Raw genomic sequence first — 15,211 nt, 5'->3', positions numbered from 1 at the left:
GCATGATGCGCAATCGATGGATGGTCACGCTTCCGCTTGTCGCCGCGCTTTTGAGCGGCTGCGGCAGCAAGGCCGATAACGACACGTTCGATCTGTCGCTGACGCCGTCTGCGGCCGGCCCCTCGGCCCGCAACCGGCAGATCCTTGTGCCCGAGCCGACAGCGGTGAAGATGCTGGACAGCGATCAGGTGGTCGTGCGCGTTTCTTCCTCCGAGGTTCAGTATCTCGCCAATTCGCGTTGGGGAGACCGCCTTCCGCGCCTCGTCCAGTCGAAGCTCGTGGAAGCCTTCGAGAACTCGGGCAGGCTCGGCGGCGTCGGCAAGCCGGGGCAGGGCCTGGCGATCGACTACCAGATCGTGACCGATATCCGCAATTTCGAGGTGACGACGGCAGGTACGCGCGTCGCCAATGTGGAGATTTCCGCAAAGCTCCTCAACGACCGCAACGGCACCGTAAAGGCGCAAAGCGTCTTCAAGGCAACCGTGCCCGTCGCAGGGACCGAGAACCGGCGCTTCATCGAAGCGTTGGACAAGGCTTTCGCGAAGGTCGGCGGCGAGATTGTCGATTGGGCGCTCAAGTCGATGTAACGTGTGATTGATCCGCCATCGATCTACTCGGCGGATCGACCCACACGATAAGTTTCCCCACCGGTTCGAAACCGATCGAGACCATCGTTTCGAATGCATTGCCGCGATCGTAACCTACCACCGGTCTCCCCGGCGCGAAATTAGCGGCACAACGTGCGGCGGATGCTCTGACCTGCGCACGGCCCGGCTCTACCGAGTAGATATTCGACAGACCCACACAATCTCCCGAGAGATTCGCGATGCAGCCTGCCTGGCAAGTTGCACCGATAAAGCGACCGTAAAAGCCAATATCGGGCCTGCTTAGCATCGTAGCAGGGAACATGCGCTGTGAAGAAGGCGAGCCTCCAGCCTTCCAGCCTGCCTCCCAAAGGTTCAGGTCGTCGTCGGTTTTAATGCGTTTCCAGCCATCGAGTGGCTGCGCTGTTACTGCTGCGGCCGGTGCCCAGAGCCAAGCGGCCTCGAACAGTCGGGTCATTCCGGCCTTACTCATGTCAAAGTTAGAAAAGCTGTCCTTGAAACCAAAGCTGCCGCTATTTGCGCTCCGCAAGGTCGCAATGCACTCCGCTTGCTCAGGCTGATCATGCGGAGTGAGGGTCGTGAGGTTAGAATAGTATGGTGGAGGTGGATCGAGTCCAATGAAAGCGAATCGTGTCAACGCGTAGCGAAGCCCATGCGCTTCAAAGACGCAGCGATACAAGTCGGCATTGTTTGCGGCTGCCGAGACTGCTCGGCTGTCCAAAGTCATCTTGCCTCCTGAAGTTGCTGTACCGCGTCTGGACGTTCACAACACCAACTGCGCCATTTCCTGGCCGAGAGGCATGCGCATGCCAAGCTGCAGTATCATCGAAGTCTTTAAGCTCAAAAAGCCGTCCTCAGGACGGCTTTTTTCACATTAGCATTAGCGCCTGATCAGCCGAACCGTCCAGCGGCATGGGCTAGCATCGTATAGACCTTGCCCGTATCGGAAGTGAGGTAGCTCTGCGTTACCGTCTTGTCGCGATCGGTGCGGGCCACATCGGCAAGCAGCTTCTCGAAATCAGCGATATAGCGGTCGACGGCGGTGCGGAATTCCGGTTCGCGGTCGTATTTGCGCTTGATCTCGTCGAAGGTCTGCTGGCCCTTCAGCGTATAGAGGCGACGGGTGAAGACGTCGCGCTCGCCGCGCTGGTAACGACGCCATAGATCCACGGAGGCGTCGTGATCGATGGCGCGAGCGATGTCCACGGAGAGCGAGTTGAGCGACTCCACCATATGACGCGGGTTGCGGTTATCGGTCGCCGGGCGTTGTGCCTGGGCGGGCTCGGGCGGGCGGGCCGACTGCTGGCGAACAGGAGCAGCGTCGCGATGTTCGTCTCGCGACGCGCCGCGCAGCAGATCGCTGATCCAGCCGCCTTCGCCGCTGCGTGGCGCTGCATCCGAAACCCGGGCAGGCGCTGCCGGGGCGGGACGATCAAGCGGCAGCGTGCCGCGCAGGGAGTTGGCGGCGTAAGGATCCGGACGTGCGGCGGCCGGAGCCGGTTGCACACGCTCGGTGATCTGCGGCGCCGGTGCAGGCTGGGTGAAGGCCTGCGGTGCGACCGGCTGAGGAGCAGCGGCCTGCGGCGCGGGGGCAGCCGCACGAGGAACGGGAGCCGGAGCGACCGGGCGCGGTGCCGGCGCGGAAGCAGGAGCCGGGGTGGGCTCGGCGATCTCGAGTTGCTGGGCTGAACGGCCGACGAGCTGGGAAATGTCCTGCAAGGCCTTGATCTGCTCGGACACAGCCCGACGCATGGCGGCAGCACTTTCCTTCGCTTCTTCGGGAAGGTCGAAAGCACCACGCTTCAGCTCCGAACGGGTCGCGTCCAGCTCCTGGCGGATATCCTGTGCCGAGCGGCGGATTTCGTCCGTGGCGCCGGCGAAGCGGCCGATAGCATCTTCGACCGACTCCCGCATCGTCTCGCGAAGCTGCTGTGCCGCAGTGCCCGAGCGGCTGGCGGCATCGCCGAACAGCTTGTCCACATCGCCAAGCGAGCTGGCAAGGCTGCTGCTCATGCGTTCCGAAAGCTCGCGAGCGCGCTTCTCGGCATCCGTCAGGCTTGCTTCGATGTTGCGGGTCGCTTCGTCACCGGCACCGCGCAGCGCTTCACGCATGGCTTCAGCCGTTAGTTCCGCGCGCTGCTGGGTTTCGCCCAGACGGCGGCCAATATCTGCGAAGGACGCATGCAGGCTCTCCCGCAGAGAAACGCCAACCTGCGAAGACCGCTCTTCGGCCCTCTGGAAGGCGCCGTCCACCAGCGTGGTGAGGTTGAGCAGCGCGCCTTCGATTTCTTCGGATCGCTTGACGAGGCCGGCAGACAGATGGCGCAGCGCGTTCTGGCGCTCTTCGAGAGTGCTGGCAAGGTTGGATTGCGCGGCGCCCAGAAGTTCCGATGCCTGTCCGAGAACCTTGGAATGCTCCTCGAAGCGGCCGACAATGCCGCCGACCTGACTGAGTGTCTGACCCGACACATTGACCAGACGGTCGATATTGTTTTCGAGAAGCCGGCTGGAGCCGGAAACGAGATCGGCCGCGTTGCTGGCGGATTGGGCGAAGCGGTTGGCGGTCGCATCCAGCCGCTGATCCGCCTCGCTGATCTGCTGGGTTGCCTGGTCTGCGACCTGGCCGATTTCCTGCGCTGCCTGCTGCACCAGCGCGGCAATGCCGGAATTGCTCTGTTCGAGCCGGTCGATCAGGCTGCTGACATTGGCGGCAAGGCCCTGTTCTGCGGCGCGGATCGTGCCGGCGGCATTTTCCGTTCGCTGGTTGATGGCGGCCAGCGTCTCGTTGGTACGTGCCGAAATGGCGTCGATGAGGGCGGCATTTTCGTTGCGAATGCGGTTGCCGGTGTCGTAGGCGGCAGCGGAAAGACGCTCTGCGCCTTCCTGTGCTGCAGCCCCGATGCGTTCGGCGGCCGAACGACCGGTCTCCGCATACTGCTCGACCATGGGCTTTGCCTTCTCGTCCAGCAGGCGCGAGAGTTCGGCCGAACGGCTGGCAAGCATGGAGTTGAGGTCGCGGGCGCGGCTGTCGAGCGCCGAGCGGATGGCGTCGCCACGAGCAGCCAGAGCCTGATCGACCGCTTCCAGCGCCACATTGAGTTCGCCTGCCGTCTCGGTGAGGTTGGTGCGCAGCGAACTGCCGCGTGCATCGAGAACCTTTTCGGCCTCGTCCAGCGCCTCGTTGATGGCAGTGACCTGCTTCTTTACCAGGTTGTCGGCTTCCGCCACCTTGTTGATGATGGAATTGCCGGCCTCGGAGAAGGCCTGCGCCACCGTCGCCGCCTGGCCCGCAAGACGGCCTTGGGTTTCGGAGATCCGGCCGACGATGTCGTTGGAACGCTCCTCGATCGAACGGGTGAACTCGCTGTTGCGGGTCGTCAGTTCCTGGGTGAATTCAGCACCTGCACGGGCAAGAGCCTCCGCCGAGCGGGTTGCTTCACTGTCCATGTCATGCGCGGCGGCGCTGACGGCTTCACGCAGCGTGGAGGCGAGGCCGACAGCTTTGCCCTCGATGGTCCTCGTCACGTTATCCAGACCGACCGTCAGGGCGCGGTCCATCGTGCCGAGACGTTCCTCGATGCGTGCCGTGCGGCTGTCGAGCGTATCTGCGATCCGGTTCGACGCTTCGAGACCAAGGCGTTCCAGCTCGGCAGCGCGGGTAGCTAGCGCCTGGTCGATGCGGTTTGCTGTGTCTCCCGAAAGCCGATCCAGTTCCGCGGCACGGCTGGAAAGCGTTTCTTCAAGACGGTTCGCAGCATCGCCGGAGACGCGTTCGAGATCCGCGGTGCGGGCTCCGATGACGGTGGAGGCGCGTTCGGTGACGTCGTTGGTGATGCGCTCCAGTTCGGCGGTGCGGGCACCGAGTGCGCTGGCGAGGGTGTCGCCGGCGGTGTCGACCAGCTGGGTTACGTTGCCAACTTCGTTGCGGATACGATCCTCAAGACCGCCGAACGTGGTCTCGATGCGCGAGCCGGCCGTGTCGAGCGCGGACGATACGCCGCCGACCGTCTGCTCGACGCGGCTCGAGAACATGTCGGCCGACTGGCTGATGTCGCGGGCGGCCACGCCAAGCTGCCCGGCAATGGCACCGACATTGTCGCGAAGACGGGTTTCTAGAGCTTCGCCGGCGCTGTCAATGGTGGCACGAAGCGCATCCTGCTGCGTTTCCAGCGACATTTCGAGCATGCCGGCGCTGGCTGCCAAAGTCGTGCCGATAACTGTGGTCTGGTCCATCAGCAGGTTGCCGAGATTGTCCTGCGCTTCGGAGAGCGTGGTCGCAATGGCATTGGAACGATCGTCGAGAGCTGCGCGCAGCCGCTCGTAACCGGAGCCGAGCGTTTCGGAAATGTCGCGGGTTGCCGTGCTCAGAGTATCGCCGATCAGGACATGCGCTGTGCCGACGCTACCGGCGATTTCGCGGCTTGCGGTTTCAACCGTGCCGGAGAGCTGCTGCGTAGCAGCGCCGAGCGTTTCCGCAAGTTCGTGGTTTGCCGAACCGAGCGTGTCCGCCATCTTTTGGTGGCCGGCGCCGATCGTTGTCGAGATTTGCTCATGGCCGGTCCGGAGCGTGCCGGCAATCTCCCGATGCGCGGCGCCAAGTGTGGATGCGATACCCTGGCTGGCGGAACCGAGGGTGGTGGCGATATCCTGGCTCGCGGAAGTCAGCGTATCGGCCAACTGTTGGTGACCGATGCCGATCGTTGCGGTCATTCGATCCTGGCTGGTGCCGAGCGTATCCTGCATCTTCTGCAGGCCTTCGGTAAAGCTGGTGTCGAAACGCGACGAGCCTTCGGCAAGTGCGGTCTCGATCCGGCCGGCGGCACCGCCGACGGTTTCTTCGAGACGGGCGCCGCCATGTTCCAGAAGACGGGCAAGCTCCGCTGTCCGGGTTTCGAGCGAGATGTCGAGGTTGAGCTGGTTGTCCGCGTAAGCCGAGTGGATGGCTTCCGCACGCTGGGCAAAGGCATTCTCGATGCGCCGGTCTGCATCGGCCACCGCGCCGAGAAGCGTCGTCGTCTTCTCGTCCAGGGCGCCGGTCAGGCGATCTTCGTGCAGCGCCAGCGAGGTTGCAAGCTCCATGGACTTGTCGTCGAGGATCTCGCTCATCCGGGCCTGGTTGGCCGAAAGTGTGGCATCGATCTGCGTCGCGCGGCGGTCCAGTTCGCCGGTCAGGCGGTCTTCATGCAGTGCGAGCGAGGTTGCAAGCTCCATGGACTTGTCGTCGAGGATTTCGCTCATGCGAGCCTGATTGGCCGAAAGGGTCGCGTCGATCTGCGTTGCGCGCCGTTCCAGCTCGCCGCCCAGACGCTCCTCGCCCTGCGACAGGGTCTGCGCGAGAGAAGATGTCTTTTCGTCGAACAAGCCGGCCAGGCGCTCCGGCGTGCCGGACATCAGCTGGCCGATGGATGCGGTCCGTTCGTCGAGCAGTGTCGCGAGGCGGTCATGGCTGCCCGTGACGGATTCGATGATTGAACCGGTACGCGTAGCGATCGTGTCTTCGAATCGGTTCTGCGTTTCCGACAGGGCATTCGCCAGCGCGCCGCCGTGCTCGGCCATGACCGTATCGATCTTCTGATGGGCGTTGCCGATGCTATCCTGAATTTCCGTCGCCCGTGCGGCCAGTGCATCGGAAAACTCGCGTGAACGGCTTTCAAGCATGGAGTCCAGGACTTCCTGGCCTGTGCCGAGCGTCGTCGCCAGCGTCAGCTGCTGGTCGGTCAGGGCATTGCCGATCCGTTCCACACTGGTGCTGAGAAGGCCTTCCATAGCCTCCGTCCCGCCGGCAACCGTCTCGTTGATGCGGGCAAGGCTGTCCATCAGCTTGCTGTCAAGCGAGCCGGCGCGCTGATCGAAGGCGGTCGTAAACTGCGACAGGCCCTCATCGAACGTGGTGCTAAGCTGGCCGACGGTGGCGTGGAGCCGTTCCTCGAACAGGCCGGAGCGCAGGTCGAGATCCATGACCGCGTCGTCGGCAGCCGATTGCAGCGTCTGGCGGAAGGCTGCGCCCTTGTCGTTCAGCGAACGGTTGAGCGTCGCAAGCGCCGTGTCCAACGAACCCATCAGCGTCCGCTCGCTGCCGTTCAGCCCCTCGGTGATTTCGCGGGTGCGGGCAAGCAGGGTTTCGTTGAGCTGGCGGGTACGGTCCGCAAGCGCGGCATTGAGTTTTTCGGTGCTTGCATCCAGCGTCGAGGCGCGGGTGGCAAATTCGCCGAGAAGCGCCTGTCCGCGCTGGGACATGGTGCTCGAGAGGGTTTCCAGACGATCGTCGAATTCATTGGCCAGCGCGATCCCCGAAGAGCTCAGCGTCTGGACGAGATTGTCCGTCTTGGCGGACAGCAGCGAACTCAAGGCTTCGCCGGCTGCATCCGTCTTTTCCATCAGGATGGCGGCGCGGGTGTCGATCAGCGATGCCAGTGCCTGGCCGGTCGTCGCCAGACGTACGGAGATTTCTTCCGTCGCGAGAGACAGGTCTTCCTTCAGCTGGTCATGGGCGCCGACGATGGACGAGCGAATGCGTTCGGCATGGTTGACGATGGCATCACGCTCGGCGCTGAGCTCATGCACGAGACCGCGGACGCGCAGTTCGTTGTCGCTATAGCTGCGCTCCAGCGCATTGACTTCGGAGTGCACGAGCGTTTCCAGTTCGGCGGCACGCGCTATGGTGCGCTCGATGCCTTCGTTCATCGCAGACACTTCGCGGCGAACGGCCTGGCCGACGCTCATGATGCGTTCGGACGCGATAGTTTCCGGCTCCGATAGGCGCAGGGCCACTTCCGCCATGGAGCGGGCGGCGTTCTTCAGGTCGTGGGCGCGGGCCATCATGGTGGCAAAGGCGAAGAAAAGCAGGATCGGCACGATGATGCCGACCGCCAGCGCGACGATGCCAGGTGCTGCAAGCACACCGGCCACCGATGTCGTCTGCCAAAGCTGGCTGCCATAGATCAACTGACCGAGGCCAAGTCCTGCAAGGGCCCAAAGCACGGAGATGAACGAGGCATTGCGCAGGGCGGAGCGCATGGATCCGCCCTCCAGCGACCGCAATATGCTGGCAGGGTTGCGGCGGCCGCTGTCATTGGCAGGTTCGAAGGCAGGTGCGCGTGCCGCAGTCTCGGCGGCAGCCTGACGCTGGGGCTCCGGCTGGGATTCACGGCGGGGAGCGGCGGAGCGCTGCTTGTTCGTATCCGAGACGCGAGCTTCCGATGCCCGTGCAGCAGGCTTGGCGCGAGGCGGCTCGTCATCGCTGAAGTCGATCTTCAGCGCTTCTTCCAGTGCCTGGAACGCCGTTTCGTCGATCGACTCGGTGCCCGTGTTCTTCGCCATGCGGTTACGCCTCGTTACATACGCCAGGCTCTCCATCTCAGCCACTGCCGCGTGGCGTAAACGTCTTGCCTGCCGGGAAACCCGGACCTCCCATCATGGAGACGGTGTTTCCTGTTCATTTCCAGGTCGAACGGCCGTTCTTTCAAACGGATGATAATGAAAGCTTACCATGCTTCCGTCGATAGCGCCGTGATGCCGGATCCCGTCGCTCTAACCGTACTGTAGTGGCACATTCGCGCCAGCCGCACAATTAGATGCCCGTCATGTGCCAAGCAGGCCCAGTCCTTGTTAACAGGATTTAAACCATGCTTTAGGCGGAAAGCGTTGAATTACCGAGATCTTAGCGGAAATTAACCATGAGTGGAGAATTTGGCCGCGATTGTGCCGGAATTTAACGGGATAGACGCGCGGCTCCCGCACAATTCGGGACAGCCAAGCAATAAAAGGAAATGCTGAATGGCCGCCGCCAATATCGCCTTCGATCTTCAACCTGCTCGCATGCCATGTCCTTCTCAGGACCGGCCGGTCGATTTGGTACATCTGGCGAACCAGACCATGGGGGACAAGGACCTCGAAAACGAAGTCCTGCAGATGTTTGCGCGTCAGGCACGAAAGTCCCTGCAGGAGATCGCCGGAGCCGAACCGGCGGCCGTCACAGCCGCCGCGCATCGCCTCAAGGGCGCGGCGTCAGCTGTCGGAGCCTTCAAGGTTTCCGCCGCCGCCGGGCGGCTTGAAGCAGAAGCCGGAGATGCCGCGTTGCAAGCGGCGGTCGGAGCTGCCGTGGTGGAAGCAGAGAATTTCATTCTGAAACTCTGTCGCTGAGACAGTGGGCGTCGAGAGACAAGGTCACGTCGCCTGCTCGTGTTGACTGGCCAAGTGTTTTATCGGAAGACACCGCGCTTGAGCGCCACCACCAACACCGGAACTCCCTATAATGACGAAACTGACCATCGTTGCCTTCGACGGGACGCGCTTCGAGCTGGATGTGGATCCGGGCTCGACCGTCATGGAGAATGCGGTTCGCAACTCCGTTCCCGGTATCGAGGCGGAATGCGGCGGAGCCTGTGCCTGCGCAACCTGTCATGTCTATGTGGACGAAGCCTGGACCGAAAAGGTTGGTCCGCCTGCTGCCATGGAAGAAGACATGCTCGATTTCGCTGTCGACGTACGCCCGACGTCGAGGCTTTCCTGTCAGATCAAGATCAAGGCCGACCTGGACGGCCTCGTGGTCAACGTGCCCGAACGCCAGGCCTGAACCGAAAAAAAGCCTCGCTGCGCAAAAGCGTTCAGCGAGGCGAGGCGGGCGCATCACCGGCATGGGAGGGAGGATCCGCATGCGGCTTGAAGACGCGCCAGGAGAACAGAACTCGGGAACAGAAACTCGGAAATTGTACGGCTCCATGACACGGTGAGCCGTTTTCGCACTGACATGAAGTGCGGGAACCTCGGTACTTTCGGAGTGGAGCTCTTTGATCTGCCATTCCGTAAGCTATGGCTGAAGTTATATCCGACAGATGTGTATTAGGCTATCGCGATAAGTAACCCGTGATTGACGAGGGCAGGCGCAAGCCTGGCACCAGCTTGGGGGCCGTAGCCGCGTCATTTCTTCTTCTGCTGCAGGCGATATTGCAGCAGGCGCATCATGCGGGCGTCAAAATTGGCCGCTTCGACCTGATCGAATCGCGCCTGATCCAGGTCGTGTTGCTCCAGCAATTGCCTGGTCGTTTCCGCCACACGCCTTTCGAGCATGTCGCAATCCTTTTCCGGCCTCAAATCGAGAAGAGTGCGTTCGAGCTGCCTGGCATGGCTGCGCGCAATTTCCGCATGCCGCTCTTCATGGCGCTTGATATCCATGGAAAGCGTGTCCCAGATGAAGCCGAGATCGGCATCTGCGCGGGAGCGGTTGCTCCAGCGCGGCAGGATCATGTGGGTTCGTAGTGTCACATGGGTTCCGCCGACCGAACAGCGGCCGCCCTTTTCCACGTAGGTAACGTCGCCGCCGAACTTGATTTCCGTGGCACCGGGGTGGCGATGACCGGTATTGTGCGTCAGCGGACCGCGCCGATCCAGCTCACGGTCCAGGTCGTCCGCCGTGCGCCCGCCGATCCGGAAATAGGAATAGGTCTTGGTGATGACTGGCTCGGCTGACGCCGTGGCCGGGATCACGCAGAGAAGGAAAACAGCACCGAAGATCCGGTGGACCCTGCGTATCGAAAACATTCTATGGCCTGCGACGTTGAACTTGCCGGAAGCTTGGGGCATAGCCAGCCGAAGCGCAACATGAAGACTTCCAAATTTACGTTATCGCTTGAAAGATGGTGGGCCGGTGACATCGCAGCGCAACAGAACCTGGATCGTCGGGCGCGGGCGAAGCCTCGATCTTAAAGCGGCCGGACATCTGATGGCGATCATCAACGTGACGCCCGACTCGTTTTCCGATGGCGGCCGTTATGATGGCGTCGAGGCAGCGGTCGCGCAGGCGCTTGCTTGCGTCGAAAATGGGGCGGTCATCCTGGATGTCGGGGGCGAATCGACGCGTCCGGGAGCAGCCGAAGTCTCCGCCGCAGAAGAGCAGGACCGGGTTCTGCCGGTCATCGAAAAGCTGGCGCAAGAGACGGATGCGCTGATCTCGATCGACACATACCGCGCCGAAACTGCACGGTTGGCCATGGCGGCCCGTGCGCACATCATCAACGACGTCCATGGATTGCAGCGCGATCCGGAGATCGCTTCGGTAGCGGCCGAAACGGGTGCTGGCCTTTGCATCATGCACACAGGCCGCAACCGCGACGACCGGCGCGCGGACCTTGTCGACGACCAGCTCTATTTTCTGCGCCAGTCCCTGGAAATCGCCAGAAACGCGAAGGTTCTGGAGGACCATATCGTCCTTGATCCGGGCTTCGGATTTGCCAAGGACCGGGATGACGACCTGGAACTGATCGCCCGCTTCGCCGAACTGCATCAACTCGGCTTCCCACTCCTAGCCGGAACTTCCCGCAAGCGCTTCATCGGCGGAGTCACAGGTCGCGAAAAGCCGTCGGACCGAGATGTGGGGACGGCCGCGACGACTGCTATATTGAGGCTTGCGGGTGCGGCAATCTTCCGCGTCCACGATGTGCCGACGAACAAGGATGCGCTCGCCATGGCGGATGCCGTTCTGGCAGCGCGGCGGCAAGGGTAAGGGAGGCTGGATGGCCATTTATACGATCACGCTGAAGAATTGCGCCTTCTATGCCCGGCATGGCGCTTTCGAGCAGGAGGCTTCGCTTGGCCAGCGCTTCTTCGTTGATGTAGAACTGGATGTCGAGGCGGATGAGGCGCTGGAGACGGATGACGTGGACAAGACGGTTCATTACGGGCTGGTCTACGAGATCGTCGAAAAAATCGTCACCGGTAGCCGGCGCAACCTGATCGAGGCGCTGGCCAACGACATCGCCAAGGCCTTGTGCGCCTGGTCGCCGCTGATCCGCCGTGCCGATATCACGGTGCGCAAGCCGAGCGTACCGATTGCCGGCATTCTCGATTACGCGCAGGTGCGGGTTCAGCATGTCGCCTGACGCAGACAAGACGGTCGCATCCCTGGGGCTTGGAGGAAATCTCGGCGATCCCCGTTCCGCGATGGCGCAGGCCCTTCGTCATCTCGATGAACGGGACGATTGTCATGTGCTTGCCGTCTCCAGGCTCTATGTCACGCCGCCCTGGGGCAAGACCGACCAGGCCGACTTCTTCAATTGCTGTGCGCTGGTGGAGACTTCTCTAGAGGCCGAGCAGTTGCTGGATCTCTGTCTGTCGATCGAGCGCCAGATGAAGCGGGTGCGCGCCGAGCGCTGGGGACCGAGGACGATCGATATCGACGTCCTGACCTATGGGGACATTGAGCAGAAGACGGAAAGGCTGGAACTGCCGCATCCGCGCATGGCGGGGAGGGGCTTCGTCATCATGCCGCTCGCCGATATTGCACCTGACATGATGGTGCAGGGCAGAAGCGTTCGGGATTGGCTATCGGAAGCTGATATCGCCGGGATCAGGATTGCCGACGATGACAGGGAGTGGTGGCGCGACGGTCAAGCTCCGCGCCGGACTACTTGATCGAGCCGACGGCGATCGCATCCAGATCGCGGTCGAGGGACAGCCCGATGACCGGCACCATCTGGTCTTCGACCTTGACCGAGATGGTGATATTCATCTTGTTGTCGCCGCGCAGGCTCGCCACCATGGCGCCATTGAGCTGGGCGCGGTTGATGCCCATCACGACCTTGTCGCCATTCACCGAGCCGGAAATGATGTCGAGGCCCTTGCCCTGGGCGCCGTCCAGGAATTTGCCGGAATAGCCGCTGCCGCTCTGGCTGATCACGGCGGACATCGGCTGCTGGAAAACGCCGACGCGGCAGGTGCCGTCGAGCTTCATGCCGACATCGCCGGCCGGCGCGGGCGAACCGGTGAGATTGCAGCTGAACTTGGTGCCCTTGTACTTGCCGGCCACGATTTCGCCGGGTCCTTTCCAGATGCCGGAAACGGACTGGAAGAAGGCCTTGTCGCGCGATGCGGCCTCGGCCTGCGGTGCCATGGTTGCGATCGCCCCGACTGTGAGAGCAGCGAACCCGCCGATGAGCGATACGAAGCGCGGATACATGAACTTTCCCCTGCAAGCAGAACCTGAACGTATGCTGGAATTTAGCTGCGAATGGTTAACGACTGGTATCGATGGGTGGATTGCGACACCCCAAAAGACCTGTCAAGCGCGCTCCTTGCCTGTGCCCACCGCCACGATGTCGGCCATGAAATCTCCGATGCCAGGGCGTTTCAAAGCACGGAAGGGCATAGGCCTGCAGAGGTCCATGGCGGCAATCCCGATCCGAGCGGTCAGCAGGCCGTTGATGACGCCTTCGCCGAGCCGGCTTGAAAGGCGGGATGCAATGCCGTGGCCTAGCACCTGTTGCGCAAGGCTGTCGCCGACGGCGATGGAACCCGTCACAGCCAGATGAGCGATGACGTCGCGCATCAATCGGAGCAGCCCGAGCGTTCCCGGCCGGCCACCATAGAGATCCGCCATGGCCCGGATCAGCCGGGTCACCTCCAGCAGGACGAAGGCCAGATCCACGATGGCGCGCGGACTGATGGCCGTGACGACGGAAACCCGCTTTGACGAGCCGAGGATCAGCGCGCGCGCCTTGCGGTCCAGGGGAGAAAGGAGTTCGCGCTCCGCCAGTTCGATGAGCTGCGGGCCGTCGATGATCTCGTCCTTCGTGGCATCAAGGGCGGCGCGCCCTTTGGCTGTCTCAGGCCGGTGACCAAGCAGCTTGGTAAGCGCCGCCACGGTTGTGCGCGCCGCAGCCGGCCTTGCCGAAAGGGTGGCTTCCTCGACGCTCGTCTTCAGCGTCTGCACCGCCGACAGGCGCATCATTCCGAATATCTCCCGGCCGACGATGATGGCCACGGCGGCGAGGCCGATCCCAAGAGCCGTCAGGGCGGCGTAACCCAGCCAATCGGCGCGGGCGAACAGATCGCGCACGACCCCATCCGCCCATAGGCCGAAGGCCAGTGACAGGAATGTTCCGAATGCGCCGGCCGCCAGGTTTAGGAAAGAGAATTTCCGCCTTGGACGCGGCACGGCAACCGCCAATGCTTCTGCATCAAGCTCGGAAGCGAGGAAGGGATCCTCGGCATCCGGAGTGACGAGCACGCCATCTTCGAAGCTTCGAGGACTGCGGCGGGGAGGCGGGGAGAGCTCTGTTCGCGGCGCGCCCTCGTCCTGCACGGAAAATGAGGAGGGCCGCCTGCCTTTGCGGATGTCTTCTGGTTCGATCATGCGAGCCGGTCTCCAAACAGGAACTGCATGGCGCGGTCTAGCCGTATATGCGGCACGGAGAGCTTCAGGCCGCCCGCCGCCTCGTCCAGCGCGGGCGGTCTGAACCGCACCACATTGATTTCCGGCAGCGCCGCCTTGTCGGCATCCAGCTGGCGGAACAGGCTTTCCGGATTTTCCGGAAGTTCGCCAGGAAAGATTGCCGTCGTTCGCAGACCGTCGAAGCGCTCTCCATTGATCGTTTCTCCGGCGATCGGCGTGCCGACGATGACCGGAATGACGTCCGAGCCATCCTGGACAGTCGCCTCCCGCGTTGCCCGCACCGAAGCGATGGCCATGACCTCGATGCCGGCACCGGCCATGCCGATGCGCTGGATCGCCCTGTCGACAAGGCGTCCGGTCAGCCTCTCGAGCCGATCATGGCTCTCGTGATGGAGATGGTCCGCCTTGGTGGCGGCAACCAGCACCTTGTCGATGCGCTTGCCGAGCAGCGAGGAAATCAGGCTGTTGTGCCCCGGGTTGAAGCACGCAAGCACATCGGTCAGCGCTCTCTCCAGATCCTGTACCGCTTCCGGCCCCCGATTGATCGCCTGTAGCGCATCGACCAGCACGATCTGGCGATCGAGCCGGGCGAAATGCTCCCGGAAGAATGGCTTCACGACGATATTCTTATAGGCGTCGTAACGCCGCTCCATCATCGCCCGAAGCGACCCCTTTGGCGCCTTGGTGTCCAGCATATCGGGGAGGGGCGCGAAGGTGAGGGCGGGCGAGCCCTCCAGATCCCCCGGAAGCAGAAACCGGCCGGGCGGCAAGGTGGAAAGAGAACGCTCATCGGATTTGCAGGCCCTGAGATAGCCGGCAAAGGCTTCCGCCAGCCGTCGCGCGGTCGTCTCGTCCGCCGGTGCCTCGCTATCGATGCTGGAAGAGAGCGCGAGCCATTCCGCCGCCAGTTCCTGCCGGATGCCGGTCCGTGCCAGAGTTACTGTGTCTTGAGCGAAGCTGCGGAAATCCTTGGTCAGGAGCGGCAGGTCGAGAAGCCATTCGCCCGGATAATCGACGATGTCGATAGACAGCTTGCCGCGCGAGAACATCCGCCCCCAGCCGCTGGCGCTCTGGTAGTCGAGAGTGACCCGCAGCTCCGAAATGGCGCGGGTGGAGTCTGGCCAGATCCGGTCGCGCACCAGTGCCTGGATATGATCCTCGTACTGGAAGCGGGGAATGGCATCGTCTGGCTGAGGCTCCAGCCGGACCGACGAAACCCGCCCCGACCGCAGCGACTCGAACAGCGGCAGGCGGCCACCGTTCAAAAGATTATGGACGAGAGACGAGATGAAGACGGTTTTGCCCGCTCGGGAGAGCCCTGTAACCCCGAGCCGTATGGTCGGGTGCAGCAGACCGGATGCGCGGTCGGCAAGGTTGTCGAACGCGATACGCGCGTCATCGGAAAAACTGGTCAGCGAAGGCGGCAAGGCGTCATTCC

Annotated in this window: 12 protein-coding genes; 6 read left to right on the top strand and 6 right to left on the bottom strand. The window is 62.6% G+C overall.

The genetic code is table 11. From position 1 onward, the window contains the following. Nucleotides 1-2 precede the first annotated feature (2 nt). Nucleotides 3-587, top strand: coding sequence for an ABC-type transport auxiliary lipoprotein family protein (locus EPK99_RS17520; RefSeq protein ID WP_425374222.1), 585 nt, complete (start codon nt 3-5; stop codon nt 585-587). On the opposite strand, the gene EPK99_RS17515 is transcribed toward EPK99_RS17520, so the two are convergent. Then, nucleotides 574-1,332 (bottom strand): hypothetical protein, encoded by a 759-nt coding sequence (locus EPK99_RS17515; RefSeq protein WP_128444386.1) that lies wholly within the window; start codon nt 1,330-1,332, stop codon nt 574-576. The two genes, EPK99_RS17520 and EPK99_RS17515, sit on opposite strands and share 14 nt — an antisense overlap. Nucleotides 1,333-1,496: 164 nt before the next feature. After that, on the bottom strand, nt 1,497-7,925 hold the full coding sequence (locus EPK99_RS17510) for an apolipoprotein A-IV repeat region-like domain-containing protein (protein WP_128444385.1): 6,429 nt from the start codon (nt 7,923-7,925) through the stop codon (nt 1,497-1,499). Nucleotides 7,926-8,381: 456 nt separating this feature from the next. On the opposite strand from EPK99_RS17510, the gene EPK99_RS17505 reads away from it, so the two are divergent. Together EPK99_RS17505 and EPK99_RS17500 are read left to right on the top strand one after the other, a co-directional pair. Then, nucleotides 8,382-8,747 carry an Hpt domain-containing protein gene (locus EPK99_RS17505; RefSeq protein ID WP_128444384.1) on the top strand — a complete coding sequence of 122 codons (366 nt, stop codon included), beginning with the start codon at nt 8,382-8,384 and terminating at the stop codon, nt 8,745-8,747. A 112-nt stretch (nt 8,748-8,859) separates the two neighbouring features. Then, on the top strand, nt 8,860-9,180 hold the full coding sequence (locus EPK99_RS17500; protein ID WP_128444383.1) for a 2Fe-2S iron-sulfur cluster-binding protein: 321 nt from the start codon (nt 8,860-8,862) through the stop codon (nt 9,178-9,180). 344 nt (nt 9,181-9,524) lie between these two features. Here the strand turns inward: EPK99_RS17500 and EPK99_RS17495 are convergent, their stop codons facing one another. Continuing rightward, nucleotides 9,525-10,145, bottom strand: coding sequence for a DUF922 domain-containing Zn-dependent protease (locus EPK99_RS17495; protein ID WP_128444382.1), 621 nt, complete (start codon nt 10,143-10,145; stop codon nt 9,525-9,527). 106 nt (nt 10,146-10,251) lie between these two features. Between EPK99_RS17495 and folP the strand changes: the two genes are divergently transcribed. The 3 genes from folP to folK are packed head-to-tail and all read left to right on the top strand — an operon-like array spanning nt 10,252 to nt 12,014. Continuing rightward, on the top strand, nt 10,252-11,106 hold the full coding sequence (gene folP, locus EPK99_RS17490) for a dihydropteroate synthase (RefSeq protein WP_245582477.1): 855 nt from the start codon (nt 10,252-10,254) through the stop codon (nt 11,104-11,106). A gap of 10 nt (nt 11,107-11,116) precedes the next feature. Next, a complete protein-coding gene (gene folB / locus EPK99_RS17485) occupies nt 11,117-11,482 on the top strand; it encodes a dihydroneopterin aldolase (RefSeq protein ID WP_128444381.1) in 366 nt (121 codons plus the stop codon). Continuing rightward, nucleotides 11,472-12,014, top strand: coding sequence for a 2-amino-4-hydroxy-6-hydroxymethyldihydropteridine diphosphokinase (folK, locus tag EPK99_RS17480; RefSeq protein WP_128444380.1), 543 nt, complete (start codon nt 11,472-11,474; stop codon nt 12,012-12,014). Before folB ends, folK begins: the two co-directional genes overlap by 11 nt. On the opposite strand, the gene EPK99_RS17475 is transcribed toward folK, so the two are convergent. The 3 genes from EPK99_RS17475 to EPK99_RS17465 all read right to left on the bottom strand — a co-directional run bounded on the left by EPK99_RS17475 (nt 12,007) and on the right by EPK99_RS17465 (nt 15,200). Continuing rightward, nucleotides 12,007-12,558 (bottom strand): hypothetical protein, encoded by a 552-nt coding sequence (locus EPK99_RS17475; RefSeq protein ID WP_128444379.1) that lies wholly within the window; start codon nt 12,556-12,558, stop codon nt 12,007-12,009. The two genes, folK and EPK99_RS17475, sit on opposite strands and share 8 nt — an antisense overlap. A gap of 102 nt (nt 12,559-12,660) precedes the next feature. Next, the gene (locus EPK99_RS17470; protein WP_128444378.1) at nt 12,661-13,734 is read right to left on the bottom strand and encodes a YcjF family protein; all 1,074 of its coding nucleotides are present in this window, start codon (nt 13,732-13,734) and stop codon (nt 12,661-12,663) included. Continuing rightward, nucleotides 13,731-15,200 carry a YcjX family GTP-binding protein gene (locus tag EPK99_RS17465; RefSeq protein ID WP_128444377.1) on the bottom strand — a complete coding sequence of 490 codons (1,470 nt, stop codon included), beginning with the start codon at nt 15,198-15,200 and terminating at the stop codon, nt 13,731-13,733. Before EPK99_RS17465 ends, EPK99_RS17470 begins: the two co-directional genes overlap by 4 nt. Between the last annotated feature and the right edge of the window lie 11 nt (nt 15,201-15,211).

This window comes from Neorhizobium lilium, assembly GCF_004053875.1.
In the GTDB taxonomy this organism is placed as follows: Bacteria; Pseudomonadota; Alphaproteobacteria; order Rhizobiales; family Rhizobiaceae; genus Neorhizobium; species Neorhizobium lilii.
This window is presented reverse-complemented; position numbering and strand designations above follow the sequence as displayed.

Bases quoted from the DNA above. Each gene is read 5' to 3' on its own strand.
- EPK99_RS17510 (WP_128444385.1), bottom strand. From the start codon at position 7,925: ATGGCGAAGAACACGGGCACCGAGTCGATCGACGAAACGGCGTTCCAG.
- EPK99_RS17520 (WP_425374222.1), top strand. From the start codon at position 3: ATGATGCGCAATCGATGGATGGTCACGCTTCCGCTTGTCGCCGCGCTT.
- folB (WP_128444381.1), top strand. From the start codon at position 11,117: ATGGCCATTTATACGATCACGCTGAAGAATTGCGCCTTCTATGCCCGG.
- EPK99_RS17495 (WP_128444382.1), bottom strand. From the start codon at position 10,145: ATGTTTTCGATACGCAGGGTCCACCGGATCTTCGGTGCTGTTTTCCTT.
- EPK99_RS17500 (WP_128444383.1), top strand. From the start codon at position 8,860: ATGACGAAACTGACCATCGTTGCCTTCGACGGGACGCGCTTCGAGCTG.
- EPK99_RS17475 (WP_128444379.1), bottom strand. From the start codon at position 12,558: ATGTATCCGCGCTTCGTATCGCTCATCGGCGGGTTCGCTGCTCTCACA.
- folK (WP_128444380.1), top strand. From the start codon at position 11,472: ATGTCGCCTGACGCAGACAAGACGGTCGCATCCCTGGGGCTTGGAGGA.
- EPK99_RS17505 (WP_128444384.1), top strand. From the start codon at position 8,382: ATGGCCGCCGCCAATATCGCCTTCGATCTTCAACCTGCTCGCATGCCA.
- EPK99_RS17470 (WP_128444378.1), bottom strand. From the start codon at position 13,734: ATGATCGAACCAGAAGACATCCGCAAAGGCAGGCGGCCCTCCTCATTT.
- EPK99_RS17515 (WP_128444386.1), bottom strand. From the start codon at position 1,332: ATGACTTTGGACAGCCGAGCAGTCTCGGCAGCCGCAAACAATGCCGAC.